Origin of the sequence: Nonomuraea sp. NPDC050404, assembly GCF_040655495.1 — a bacterium.
Lineage (GTDB): Bacteria > Actinomycetota > Actinomycetes > Streptosporangiales > Streptosporangiaceae > Nonomuraea.
Window position 1 is genome coordinate 8921 of sequence record NZ_JBFAKB010000014.1, and the last position, 15288, is coordinate 24208.

The 15288-nt window shown below is 70.4% G+C and carries 1 protein-coding gene (running past one end of the window); it reads right to left on the bottom strand.

Annotated elements, in window-relative coordinates; all coding sequences use genetic code 11:
• Window positions 1–15288 carry the end of a type I polyketide synthase gene (locus tag AB0I81_RS34540; protein WP_360665420.1) on the bottom strand. The gene runs 31416 nt beyond the window's last position, so the window shows 15288 of its 46704 coding nt (coding positions 31417–46704); its start codon lies off the right edge, out of view; its stop codon occupies window positions 1–3.

Genomic DNA, 15288 nt, shown 5'->3' on the forward strand with positions numbered 1-15288 from the left:
TCAGATGTCCTTCAGGCGGCCCAGTTCGCTTTCGATGAAGCCGAGGATGTCCTTGGTACTCGCCGATTTGAGCACGTCGGTTACCGCGATTTCACTAGTTTCCGTGGCGCCCTCGCCCACCTTCGCCAGCACCTGCCGCAGCCGGGTGACGATCGCGTTCCTGGCCGGCTCGTCGAGCTCGTCGTCGGACAGAGCGGTCTCGACGCGGTTGAGATCGGCCAGCAACGACAGCTCCGTGGCCTTGGTCTTTCCGGGGGCGATCTCCGCCAGGAGGTGTTCGGCGAGGCTTGCCGGGGTGGGGTAGTCGAAGATGAGCGTGGCCGTCAGCCGCAGTCCTGTCGCGGCGTTCAGCCGGTTGCGCAGTTCGACCGTGGTGAGTGAGTCGAAGCCCAGCTCGCGGAACTCCCGGCCGGGCTGGATCGCGTCCGCCGAGTCGTGTCCCAGGACCGCCGCCGCCTGGGCGCGTACCAGCTCCAGTACCAGCTGGACCTGTTCGGCCTGCTCCAGCCCCGCCAGCCGGTCGGTCAGGTGAGCGCCCGTCGGGGCGGCGGCCGCCGACCGGCGGCCCGCCCGCACCAGGCCCCGCAGCAGATGCGGCACCTCGGGAAGACCGCGCAGCGGCGCCACGTCCAGCGGTACCGCCACCATCATCGGCCGGTCCGACGCGGAGGCCGCCTCGAACGCGGCCAGTCCCAGCTCGGCCGACAGCGGGGGCATCCCCGTCCGGGCGATCCGGCGCATTTCGATCTCGCCCAAGGTGCCGGTCATGCCGTGGTCCTGTGACCAGGCTCCCCAGGCCATGGACAATGCCGGCAGCCCCTGTGCCCGCCGGTGCTCGGCCAGCGCGTCCAGGAACGTGTTCGCCGCCGCGTAGTTGCCCTGACCGGGAGCACCCACAACACCGGCCATCGATGAGAACATCACGAACCCGGCCAGGTCCAGGTCCTGGGTCAGTTCGTGCAGATGCCAGGCGGCGTCCACCTTCGGCCGCAACACCGACCCCAACCCTTCGGCCGTCAGCGATGGGATCGTGCCGTCGGCCAGCACGCCGGCGGTGTGGATCACCGCCGTCAACGGGTGGTCCGGGTCTATCCCGGCCAGCAGAGACGCCACCTGATCCCGATCGGACATGTCACAGGCGACGATCTCGACCTCCGCGCCGTGCGCGATCAGCTCGGCCTGCAACTCCACCGCGCCCGGAGCCTCCGGGCCCCGCCGGCTGGTCAGCAGCAGACGGCGTACCCCACGCTCGGCCGGCACATGCCGCGCGAACAACGCGCCCAGACCACCGGTACCCCCGGTGATCAGCACCGTTCCTTCCGGATCCCACGCCTCGGCGGGCTCGGCATCCGGCCGCACCCGCACCAACCGAGGAACCCTCACCTCGTCGCCCCGCACCGCCACCTGTGGCTCGCCGGAGGCCAGCACCCCGCCCAGCAGCTCAGCTGAGATCAAACCCTCATCGAGGTCCACCAGCACGAACCGGCCCGGATTCTCCGACTGCGCCGACCGCACCAGACCCCACACCGCCGCACCCGCGAGATCACCCGACCCCACCGCGCCTCGGGTGGCCACCACCAGGCGCGAATCGGCGTACTGGTCATCGGCCAGCCACCCCTGCAACACGGCGAGCACGCGAGCGGTCAACGCATGCGCCGACTCCACCGGCTCATCCACCGGATCCGAGACGACCTCCACCAACGCCACGGAGACATGCTTTCTGCCATTCCTCGGAGCGGACTCCATGCCCAGCGCGTCCGCACCAAGCACCGCGAACGGCACCGGGTCGGCCACCGGCAGGCCAGCCGCCACCCACTCCACCCCGAACAACGCATCCCAACCCGCACCGCGACCGCCGGACACCGCCGGCTCATCAGCCGAGACCGGCCGCAACGTCACCGAGCGAGCCGAGACCACCGGCGTACCAGAGCCATCCACTGCCGTCAGCGACACCGAGTCGCCACTCGTCCGCACCAACCGCACCCGCAGCGCCGAAGCGCCGGACGCGTGCAGACACACCCCGCCCCACGACAACGGCACCTTCGCATCGCCGACCCCGGCGAAGATCACCGCCTGCAACGCCGCGTCCAGCAACGCCGGATGCAGCCCGAAACCGGCCGCCGACACCTGCTCGGGCAGCGCAACCTCAGCGAAGATCTCACCATCACGCTGCCAGGCAGCCCGCAACCCCTGGAACGCGGGACCGTATGCGAGGCTTTCCGCCGCCAGGTCCTCATACAGCCCGTCCAGCTCGATCGCGGTCGCGTCGGCCGGCGGCCACACCGCCGCATCGAACGAGGCCGCGTCCACACCACCGGACGCCAGTACACCGGTCGCATGCCGCACCCACGGCCGGTCGTCATCGCCCTTGGCCGGACGCGCGTACACGCTCACCGTCCGCCGACCCGACTCCTGCGCCTCTCCCACCGACACCTGCACCGCGACCGCATCCCACTCACCCAGCACCAGCGGCGCCTCCACGGCGAGCTCCTCCACCAGGTCGCAGCCGACCTGGTCACCGGCCCGGATCGCCAGTTCCACGAACACGCTGCCCGGCACCACCACCGAACCCGACACCACATGATCAGCCAGCCACGAATGCGAGGCGAGCGACAACCGACCCGTCAGCAGCACCCCATCCGAACCGGCCAGCCCCACAGCCGCACCCAGCAGCGGATGATCCGTGGAAGCGAGCCCTGCCGCCGCCACATTCCCCGCACCAGACCCGGCCCGCTCCGGCCAGTACCGCCGATGCTCGAACGGATACGTCGGCAACTCCACCCGCCGACCACCCGGCACCACCGCTGCCCAGTTCACCGGCACCCCACGCACATGCAGGGCAGCCAGCGCCGCGAGCATCGCCGTCGGCTCGTCGCGATCCTTACGCAACGCCGGCACCACATCCACGGTGTCGGCGGCCATCGCGGTCAACACCCCATCAGGACCCAGCTCCAGGTACGCCCCCACGCCCTGACCTTGGAGAGTACGGATGGCATCGGCGAACCGCACCGCGCCCCGCACCTGCTCCACCCAGTAGTCCGGCGAGCACAACCGCTCGGCTGTCTCCCCGGTCAACGTGGACACGATCGGGATGCGCGGTGGGTTGTAGGTGAGCGTCGCGGCCACGGCGCGGAAGTCTTCCAGCATCGGGTCCATCAACGGCGAATGGAACGCATGCGACACCCGCAACCGCCGTGTCTTCACGCCGCGCTGCTCAAGGACGGCGGTCAGCTTGAGCACCGCCTGCTCTTCCCCGGAGATCACGGTGGAGGCCGGACCGTTCACCGCCGCGATCGCCACCGCACCCTGACGCCCGGCCGACAGGCCGACACCCTCCTCGGCCAGCAGAGCGGCGACATCCTTCTCGGCTAGCAGGGCGGTTACGTCCTCCTCGGCGGCCTGCACCGCCACCATCGCGCCACCCTCAGGAAGCGCCTGCATCAACCGCGCCCGAGCGGCCACCAACGCACACGCGTCAGCCAGCGACAACACCCCTGCCACATGCGCCGCCGTAATCTCCCCGATCGAATGACCGACCAGCACCTCAGGCCGCACACCCCACGACTCCACCAACCGGAACAGCGCCGTCTCCAACGCGAACAACGCCGGCTGCGCCCACCCCGTCAGATCCAACGCCTCCGAATCGGAGAACAACACCTCCCGCAACGAACCACCCAGCTCCGCGACCACCTCATCCAAAGCCGCCGCGAACACCGGGAACCGGGCATACAACTCCCGCCCCATCCCCGCCCGCTGACTCCCCTGACCAGCGAACAACACCGCCAGCCTCGGCTCCGACCCGGCCACTCCGCACACGGCACCCGGCAGATCCTCGGCCACCGCGCCCAGACCAACGAGAGCACCCTCACGATCACTCGCCAGCACCACCGCGCGATGCTCAAACACCGATCGCGTCGTGGCCAACGAGAACGCGAGATCGGCTACGGCCGTTTCACTCGCTTCCTCCACCTGCTCCAGAAGGCGCGTCGCCTGTGCCCGCAACGCCTCTTCCGTCCTCGCGGACACCAGCAACGGCACCACACCCGGCTCCTGGCCCTGCGAAGCTAGCTCTGCTGCCGGCCCTTGCTCCAAGATCACGTGCGCGTTGGTGCCACTGATCCCGAACGACGACACCCCCGCCCGACGCGGATGACCGGCCTCCGGCCACTCCACCGGCTCGGTCAGCAACTCCACCGCACCCGCCGACCAGTCCACGTGCGAGGACGGCTCGTCCACGTGCAGGGTCTTGGGCAGCAGGCCGTGCCGCATCGCCTGCACCATCTTGATAACACCCGCCACACCCGCAGCCGCCTGCGTGTGCCCGATGTTCGACTTGACGGCCCCAAGCAGAAGCGGACGATCCCGTTCCTTGCCATAGGTGGCAAGCAGCGCCTGCGCCTCGATCGGGTCACCCAACGTCGTACCGGTACCGTGCGCCTCCACTGCGTCCACCTCGACTGGCGACAGACCCGCGCTGGCCAGCGCTTGGCGGATCACTCGCTGCTGCGAAGGACCATTCGGCGCGGTCAGGCCATTGGAAGCACCGTCCTGGTTCACCGCCGACCCGCGCACGACCGCCAGCACCTGGTGACCGTTGCGGCGCGCATCCGACAGCCGCTCCAACACCAACACGCCCACGCCCTCGCCCCAACTGGTGCCGTCGGCGGCATCGGAGAATGCCTTGCACCGGCCATCAGGGGACAACCCACCCTGCGCGCTGAACCCGATGAACCCCAACGAGGTGGTCATCACCGTGACACCACCGACCAGCGCCAGCGAGCATTCACCCGACCGCAGCGCCTGCGCCGCCATGTGCAGCGCCACCAGCGACGACGAGCACGCCGTGTCCACCGTCACCGCCGGACCCTCCAAGCCCAGCGTGTACGACAGCCGCCCCGACAACACACTGGCCGCCAGACCCGTGACGCCATGACCCCGCACATCTGCCTGAGCACTCACGACGAGACTCGCGTAGTCCTGGCCGCTGGTCCCCACGAACACCCCGGTCGGGCTGCCCTTCAGCGAGACCGGATCGATCCCGGCCCGCTCGACCGCCTCCCAGGAGGTCTCCAGCAACAACCGCTGCTGCGGATCCATCGCCAGCGCCTCACGCGGCGAAATTCGGAAGAACCCGGCGTCGAACCCCACTCCATCCGCCAGGAACCCGCCCTGGACGTCCACGCCCATCCCGGACAACATCTCCAGATCCCAGCCCCGGTCGGCCGGGACCGGCGAGATCGCGTCGCCGCCCTCGACCAGCAGCCGCCACAGATCCTCCGGCGAATCCACCCCACCCGGGAATCGGCAACTCATCCCCACGATCACCACCGGATCGTCCGCCACCACAGCTCTCGGCCCGGCCACCACACCCGACACCGCGTCCAGGTCCTGACGACCCAGCAGCTCCGACAACACGAACTCCGCCAACACCACCGGCGTCGGATAGTCGAACACCAACGTCGCCGGCAACCTCAGCCCTGTCGCGACGTTGAGCCGGTTACGCAGTTCGATCGCGGTGAGCGAGTCGAAGCCCAGCTCGCGGAACTCCCGCCCCGCCTGAACCGCATCCGCCGACGCGTGCCCCAGCACCACCGCCGCCTGCGCCCGCACCAACTCCAGCACCAGCCGAACCTGCCCGGCCCTCTCCAACCCCGCCAGCTGCCGCACCAGCTCAGCGTCCCCGCCCGCCGACGCGGAAACCGCCACCCGGCGACCGGCACGCACCAGCCCCCGCAGCAGATGCGGCACCTCGGGAACCGCCCGCAACACCGACAGATCCATCCGCGCCACCGCCACCACCGCACGATCCATCGCCAGGCACGTCTCGAACGCGGCCAGCCCCTGCTCCGCCGACAATGCAGGCATCCCGGCCCGCGCCATCCGCCGCAGATCAACCTCCCCCAACCCGCTGCTCATCCCGGTTTCCTGCGCCCACAACGCCCAAGCCAGCGACAGGCCCGGCAGACCCGCAGCACGACGCGACTGAACGAGCGCGTCCAGGAACGTGTTCGCCGCCGCGTAGTTGCCCTGACCCGCGTTGCCGATCACTCCGGCGAAGGAAGAGAACACCACGAACCCGGCCAGGTCCAGGTCCCGGGTCAGCTCATGCAGATGCCACGCGGCGTCCACCTTCGGCCGCAACACCGACCCCAGCCCCTCCGCCGTCAGCGACGGGATCGTGCCGTCGGCCAGCACACCAGCCGTGTGAATCACCGCCGTCAACGGATGATCCGAATCCACTCCAGCCAGCAGAGACACCACCTGATCACGATCGGAGACGTCACAGGCGACAATCTCCACCTCAGCGCCGTGCGCGATCAGCTCGGCCCGCAACTCCACCGCACCCGGAGCCTCCAGACCCCGCCGACTGGTCAACAGCAGATGCCTGATGCCGCGCTCGGCCACCACATGCCGCGCGAACAACGCACCCAGACCACCGGTACCCCCGGTGATCAACACCGTCCCCTCCGGATCCCACACCCCAACGGCCTCGGAATCCGGCCGCACCCGCATCAGCCGAGGAACACTCACCTCACTCCTGCGCACCGCCACCTGCGGCTCACCAGAGGCCAGCACCTCAGCCGGCACCGAACCCTCATCGACATCCACCAGCACAAACCGGCCCGGATTCTCCGACTGCGCCGACCGCACCAAACCCCACACCGCCGCACCCGCCAGATCGGCGACCGCCTCACCATCACCCACCGCGACCGCGCCCCGAGTCACCACCACCAGCCGCGAATCAGCCAACCGGTCGTCGGCCAGCCACTCTTGCAACAGGGCGAGCACGCGAGCGGTCAACACATGCGCCGACTCTGCCGCCCCGACCGCCGGATCCGACACCACCTGTGCCACCACCACGCCCGGCACCCGATCGGCCCCGGCCAACGACAGCAGATCCTCATATACCGGCGCAGATTCCCCAGCGGTCTCGATGCCCAGCACGGCGACCGGCACCGGCTCGGCCACCGGCAGACTCGCCGGAACCCACTCCACCCCGAACAACGCATCCCGACCAGAAGACCCCGCCGCAGCCCACTCGGCCGGAACCGGCCGCAGCGTCACCGACCCAGCCGACACCACCGACGCACCAGACGCGTCCACCGCCACCAGCGACACCGACTCGCCACCCGTCCGCACCAACCGCACCCGCAGCACCGACGCACCGGACGCGTGCAAGCACACTTCACCCCATGACAGCGGAATCCGGCTGCGATCAGTCGCATTCAGCCCGGCAAAGCTCACCGCATGCAGCGCCGCATCCAGCAACGCCGGGTGCAGCCCGAATCCGGCCCCCGACACCTGCTCCGGCAGCTCAACCTCAGCGAACACCACACCGTCCGCCCCCCGCCAAGCAGCCCTCAGCCCCTGGAACGCAGGCCCGTATTCCGCCAGGTCCTCATACAGCCCGTCCAGCTCGATCGCGGACGCCCCGGCCGGCGGCCACACCGCCGCATCGAACGACCCCGCGTCCACACCACCGGCCGACAGCACACCCGTGGCATGCCGCACCCACGGCACGTCATCGGTGGAACGCGCGTAGACGTTCACCGTCCGGCGACCCGACTCCTGCGCCTCTTCGACCGACACCTGCACCGCGACCGCCTCATGCTCGCCCAGCACCAGCGGCGCATCCAAGGTGAGCTCTTCCACCAGGTCACAGCCGACCTGGTCACCCGCCCGGATCGCCAGCTCCACGAACAGGCTGCCCGGCACCACGACCGAACCCGCCACCACATGATCAGCCAGCCACGGCTGCGAGGCGAGCGACAAGCGCCCCGTCAGCAGCACCCCATCCGAACCGGCCAACCCCACAGCCGCACCCAGCAGCGGATGCCCCGTCGCCGCCTGACCAAGGGCACCAGCATCGCCGCCCCGTCGCGGCCCCGGCCAGAACCTCTGACGCTGGAACGCGTACGTCGGCAGTGCGACCCGGCAACCGCCTTCCAGCACGTTCTGCCAGTCCACCCGCACACCGCGGACGAACAACTCAGCCGCCGACGTCAGCACCCGGTGCAGCCCACCCTCACCGGAACGCAACGTCCCGGCCACCACCGCGGTGACATCCGCCGCGTCCACCGCCTGCTCAATCCCCAGCATCAACAGCGGATGCGGACCCACCTCAACGAACGCCCGATACCGCTCCTCCAGCAACCGCTCAATCGCAGGCCCGAACTCCACCGTGCCGCGCACGTTCTCGTACCAGTAGCCCGCATCCAACTCCGTACCGTCCAACCACTGCCCGGTCGCCGTCGACAACATCGGCACCTGAGCGGTGCGCGGCGCCACAGGCGCCAAAGCCGCCAGCAACTCCTCTCGCAACACCTCAACCTGCGGCGAATGCGCAGCGAAGTCCGCTCCGGCCAGCTGAAGGCGCATCACCCCATCGGCCGACAGACGCCGCTCCAGCAGCCGCATCGCGTCAGGGTCACCGGCCACCGTCACCACCCGGGGCCCGTTCACCGCCGCGACCGCCAACCGATCCAGCAACCCTTCCTCGGCCAATACTTGGCGGACCTGCTCCGCCCCGGCCATCACCGACAACATCACGCCACGACCGGACAGCCGCTCACCGATCAGACGGCTCCGCAGGGCCACCACCCGCGCGCCATCGGACAACGACAATCCACCCGCCACCACCGCTGCCGCGATCTCACCTTGAGAGTGGCCGACCACGGCGTCCGGGCGAAGGCCCAGCGACTCCCACACCGCAGCCAGCGACACCATCACCGCGAACGACACCGGCTGGACGACATCCACCCGATCCAGCCCTTGCGCGCCCCGGACCACGTCCAGCAATGACCAGTCCACGAACGGCTCCAAAGCCGCCGCGCACTCCGCCATCCGCGCCGCGAACACCCCCGACTCCTCCAACAGCGCCGCGCCCATGCCCACCCACTGCGCGCCCTGGCCGGGGAACACCCACACCATCCGGCCCTCGACGTCGGCCACACCCCGGACCACTCCCGGCCCTCCGGCCTGGACCGCTTCCAGGCCCGCCAGCAGTCCTTCGCGGTCTCCGCCGACCACCACCGCACGATGCTCGAACAGAGACCGCGTCGTCACCAGCGAGAAACCCACATCCAGATCACTCAGCGCGTCAACATGCGAAGCCAACCGACCCGCCTGACCCCGCAGCGCCTCCTCCGACTTGCCCGACACCACCCACGGCACCACAGCCGTGGCCGGCACGAACGACTCGGTCTGCGCTGTCCCCGGCCCCTGCTCCAGGATCAGGTGCGCGTTGGTGCCACTGACCCCGAACGACGAAACACCCACCCGGCGCGAACGCCCGACCTCCGGCCACTCCACCGGCTCCCTCAGCAGCTCCACCGCACCAGAGGCCCACTCCACGTGCGACGACGGCTCGTCCACATGCAGCGTCCGAGGCAGCACACCATGCCGCATCGCCATGACCATCTTGATCACACCCGCGACACCCGCAGCCGCCTGCGTATGACCGATGTTCGACTTGATCGACCCCAGCAACAACGGCCGATCACGATCCTGACCATACGTCGCCAGCAACGCCTGAGCCTCGATCGGGTCACCCAGCGTCGTACCCGTACCGTGCGCCTCGACCGCATCCACCCCATCAGGGGTGGAACCCGCAGCCGCCAGCGCCTGCCGGATCACCCGCTGCTGTGAAGGACCGTTCGGCGCGGTCAGACCGTTCGACGCACCGTCCTGGTTGACCGCAGAACCACGCATGACCGCCAGAACCTGATGCCCGTTGCGCTGCGCGTCCGACAGCCGCTCCAGCACCACCAAGCCCACACCCTCGGACCAGGTCGTACCGTCCGCCGCATCGGAGAACGCCTTGCAACGACCGTCAGCAGCCAGCCCGCCCTGACCGCTGAAATCGACGAACACCAGCGGCGACGCCATCACCGTCACGCCACCCGCCAGCGCCAGCGAGCACTCACCCGACCGCAGGGCCTGCGCCGCCATGTGCATCGCCACCAGCGACGACGAGCACGCGGTGTCCACCGTCACCGCCGGCCCTTCCAGGCCCAACGCGTAAGCGACACGACCGGTGACGACGCTCCCCGCGCTGCCGTTGCTGACGAAGGTCATCGCGTCCGGCGGGAACTCGGCGCTCGTCCCGTAGTCGTGGTAGATCACCCCGGCGAACACGCCGGTACGGCTGCCGCGCAGCGACACCGGGTCGATCCCGGCCCGCTCGAACGCCTCCCACGACACCTCAAGCAACAACCGCTGCTGCGGGTCCATCGCCAGCGCCTCACGCGGCGAGATCCCGAAGAACGCGGGGTCGAACTCGGCCGCGTCGGAGAGGAATCCGCCCTGGAAGTCCAGTTCGCCGCGCGCCTGCCAGCCCCGGTCCCGTGGCAGCGGGGAGATGGCGTCCTGGCCGTCGGCGACCAGCCGCCACAGGTCCTCGGGAGAGCTCACCCCGCCCGGATAGCGGCAGGCCATCGACACGATCACGATCGGGTCGTCCGCCACCGGCGCCACCACCGCCGGCCCCCCGGCCGGTGCCTGCTCGCCCAGCAGCTCGGCCAGCAGGTGGTCGGCCAGGACGGCCGGCGTCGGATAGTCGAAGACCATCGTCGCCGACAGGTTCAGGCCGGTCGCGGACTGGAGCGCGTTGCGGAGTTCGACGGCGGTCAGCGAGTCGAACCCGAGGTCCTTGAAGGCCCGCTCGGTCCCGATCGTTTCCGTGCCGGGATGCCGCAGCACCATGGCCACCTGCTCGCGGACCAGGTCACGCAGGTTCTGCGTCCGTTCGTCCGCCGTCAGTTCCGTTAGCCGTTCCCGCAGCTCGGTGGCGGCCGACCGCTCTCCTTCCCGTACGGCACGGCGCGCCTCGGCCAGGCTCAGCACCTCCGGCAGGTCGCCGAGCAGCGCGCTCTGCCGTACGGCCGTGAACGTCGGGGCGAACCGCTCCCAGGCGATGTCCGCGACCGCCACGCTCGCATCGCGCTGCACGACCGCCCGCCACAGCGCGGTGACGGCCGTCTCCGCCGCCATCGCCCGTACGCCACGCCGGGACAGGTAGTCCTGTGCCCCGTCGGCGGCGGCCATGCCGTCCCCGGCCCACGGGCCCCACGCCACCGAAGTCGCCGCGGCTCCGCGGGCCCGCCGCCGTTCGGCGAGGGCGTCGAGGCAGGCGTTGGCGGCGGCGTAGGCGGCCTGGCCGCCGCTGCCCCACACGGCGGCGATCGAGGAGAACAGGACGAAGAAGTCGAGTTCGCGGTCGCCCAGCAGCGCGTCGAGGTTCAGCGCGCCGACGACCTTGGCCCGCATGACCTCGGCGAGCTCGGCGGCGTCCAGCCCGTCCAGGCTGCTGGCCGGGCTGATGCCGGCGGCGTGCACGACCCCGGTCAGCGGGTGCTCGGCCGGGATGCCGGCCAGTACGGCGGCGAGCGCGTCCGCGTCGGCCGCGTCGCACGCGGCGACGGTGACCTGGGCGCCCAGCGTGGTGAGCTCGTCGCGCAGCTCGGCCGCTCCGGCGGCGTCCATTCCCCGCCTGCTGGTGAGTACGAGACGTTCGACGCCCTGGGCGGCCAGCCACCGGGCCACGTGAGCGCCGAGCGCGCCCGTGCCACCGGTGATCAGGACCGTGCCGCGCGGGCTCGGCGTGGCCTCGGTGCCGCGGTGCGGGGCATGGGCGAGCCTGCGGCCGTAGACGCCGGTCGGGCGGATCGCCACCTGGTCCTCCGCGCCGGGCACGGTGAGCACCCCCGCCAGCCAGGTCACCACCCGCTGGTCCAGCACCTGGGGAAGGTCGATCAGGCCGCCCCACCGGTGGGGGTGCTCCAGCGCGGCCACTCTGCCAAGTCCCCATACTCCGGCCTGGGCGGGGCTCGGCGCCGTGTCGGACCGGCCGGTCGAGACCGCGCCCTTCGTGACGCACCACAACGGCGCCTCGACACCGGCGTCGCCGAGCGCCTGCAACAGGGTCGTCGTCAGCGTCGGCCCGTCCGAGACCTCCGCCTCACGCAGCGCCAGCAACGACACCACTCCGGCCGGTTCCGCTCCGGTGCCAAGGCGCTCACGTACCTGCTCGGCGAGCGCGGCCCGGTCCTGCGCGAACACCTCCAGCCGTACGGCCGACGGCCCGAAGACCTCCGCCACGGACTCCACCCAGGCGTCGCCCGCCAGCTCGGCGGGCACGACCAGCAACCAGGAGCCGGGCACGACGGCGGCCGAGACGCTGGTCAGCGGCTTCCAGATGACGCGGTATCGCCAGGAGTCGGCGACGGAGGTCTCCCGTCGGGTCCGCCGCCACGAGGTCAGCGCCGGCAGCACCGCGCCGAGCGTCTCCTGCTCCACGTCCAGGCGTGCCGCGAGGGACCGGATGTCCTCGCGCTCGATGGTGGCCCAGAACTCCGCGTCCACCGGATCGGCCCCGGCTGCGCTCCTGGCGGGTACGCCGGGCTCCGGCCAGTATCGCTCGTGCTGGAAGGCGTAGGTGGGCAGCTCGACCCGGCGCCCGCGCGGCAGCACGGTCTCCCAGTTCACCGGCACGCCATGCACGTGCAGGCGGGCCAGCGCCTCGGTGACGGCCTCGTGCTCGTCCCGATCCCTGCGCAGCGCCGATACCAGCGCCACCTCCGGGTCCACGATGTCGGCGGCCATCGCGGTCAGCACCCCATCAGGACCCAACTCCAGACAAGCCCGTACGCCTTGCGCACGCAGCGCTCGAACGGCGTCGGCGAAGCGAACCGCGCCGCGCACCTGGTCCACCCAGTAGTCCGGGGAGCACAACTGCTCGGCCGTGGCCGGCTCACCGGTAAGAGTGGACACGATCGGGATCTGCGGCGGGTTGTAGGTGAGCCTGCTCGCCAGGGTGCGGAAGTCTTCCAGCATCGGGTCCATCAGCGGCGAGTGGAACGCGTGCGAGACTCGCAACCGCCGCGACTTCACCCCCAGCGCATCGGCCACCTCAAGGACAGCCTGCTCGACGCCGGAGATCACGGTGGAGGCCGGGCCGTTCACCGCCGCAATCGAGACCTCGTGCTCCCGCCCGACCAGTAGCCCGGCGACCTGCTCTTCCGCGGCCTGCACGACCACCATCGCCCCACCCGCAGGAAGCGCCTGCATCAACCGCGCCCGCGCCGCCACCAGAACGCACGCATCGGCCAGCGACAGCACCCCGGCCACATGCGCCGCGGTGATCTCCCCGATCGAGTGACCGGCCAGCACCTCCGGCCGAACGCCGATCAGCCGGAACAGGGCCGTCTCCAGCGCGAACAACGCCGGCTGCGCCCACCCCGTCTGATCCAACGCCTCCGAATCGGAGAACAAAACCTCCCGCAGCGACCCCTCCAACAACGGATCCAGCTCCGCGATCACCTCATCCAGAGCCTCGACGAACACCGGGAACCGGTCATACAACTCCCGGCCCATCCCCGCCAGCTGGCTCCCCTGACCGGTGAACAACACCGCCAGCCTCGGCTCCGTCCCAGCGATACCCCGCACGACACCGGCACCCGGACGGTTCTCCGCCACCGCACCCAGACCGGCGAGCGCACCCTCACGATCGCCCGCCAGCACCACCGCACGATGCTCGAACGCCGACCGCGTCGTGGCCAGTGAGAACGCGACGTCGGCCAACCCCAGATCGGTGCTCAGGTGAGACGCCAGCCGCCCGGCCTGCGCCCGCAACGCCTCCTCCGTCCTCGCGGACACCAGCAACGGCACCACACCACCGACCGGTTCCCGCTCCTCCACGGCGACCTGCGGCCCCTGCTCCAAGATCACGTGCGCGTTGGTGCCGCTGATCCCGAACGACGACACCCCCGCCCGACGCGGATGACCATTCTTCGGCCACTCCACCGGCTCGGTCAGCAGCTCGACCGCGCCAGAGGCCCAATCCACGTGCGAGGACGGCTCGTCCACATGCAGCGTCCTGGGCAGCACTCCGTTCTCCAGCGCCAGCACCATCTTGATCACACCGGCCACACCCGCAGCCGCCTGTGTGTGACCGAGGTTCGACTTGACGGCCCCAAGCAGAAGCGGACGATCCCGGTCCTTGCCATAGGTGGCAAGCAGCGCCTGCGCCTCGATCGGGTCACCCAACGTCGTACCGGTACCGTGCGCCTCCACCGCGTCCACCCCGTCCGGGGACAGACCGGCACTGGCCAGGGCCTGCCGGATCACTCGCTGCTGCGAAGGACCATTCGGCGCGGTCAGACCATTCGACGCACCATCCTGATTAACCGCAGAACCCCGCACGACCGCCAGCACCTGGTGGCCGTGGCGCTGGGCGTCCGACAGCCGCTCCAGCACCAGCACGCCCACACCCTCAGACCAGGTCGTGCCGTCGGCGGCGTCGGCGAACGCCTTGCACCGGCCGTCAGGGGCCAATCCCCCTTGCGCGGCGAACCCGATGAAGCCGAGCGGGGTGGTCATCACCGTCACACCACCCGCCAGCGCCAGCGAGCATTCACCCGACCGCAGCGCCTGCGCCGCCATGTGCAGCGCCACCAGCGACGACGAACACGCCGTGTCCACCGTCACCGCCGGACCCTCCAAGCCCAGCGTGTACGACAGCCGACCGGACAACACACTGGCCGCCATACCGGTGATGGCATGCCCCTGCACATCGGCCTCGGCGTTCATGACCAGGCTCGCGTAGTCCTGGCCGTTCGTACCCACGAAGACCCCGGTCGGGCTGCCCTTCAGCGAAACGGGGTCGATCCCGGCCCGCTCGACCGCCTGCCACACCCCCTCCAGCAGCAACCGCTGCTGCGGATCCATCGCCAGCGCCTCGCGCGGCGAGATCCCGAAGAACCCGGCGTCGAACCCGGCCACGTCCGCCAGGAACCCGCCCTGCACGTCGAGCCCGTTACCGGACAACATCTCCAGATCCCAGCCCCGATCAGCCGGAACCGGCGAGATCGCATCCTCACCCTCGACCAGCAATCGCCACAGATCCTCCGGCGAATCCACCCCACCCGGGAACCGGCAGCTCATCCCCACGATCACCACGGGATCATCCGCAACCACAACCCCCGGTCCGGCCACCACACTGGACGCCTCCTGCCGGCCCAGCAGCTCCGACACCAGGAACTGCGCCAGCACCACCGGCGTCGGGTAGTCGAACGCCAGCGTCGCCGGCAACCTCAACCCCGTCGCCGCGTTCAGCCGGTTGCGCAGCTCCACCGCAGTGAGCGAGTCGAAGCCCAGCTCACGGAACTCCCGCCGCACCTCCACCGCCGCGGAGTCGGCGTGCCCGAGTACGGCGGCGGCCTGTGCGCGTACCAGCTCCGCCACCACCCGGACCTGTTCACCCTCACCCAGCCCGGCCAGGCGCCGCGC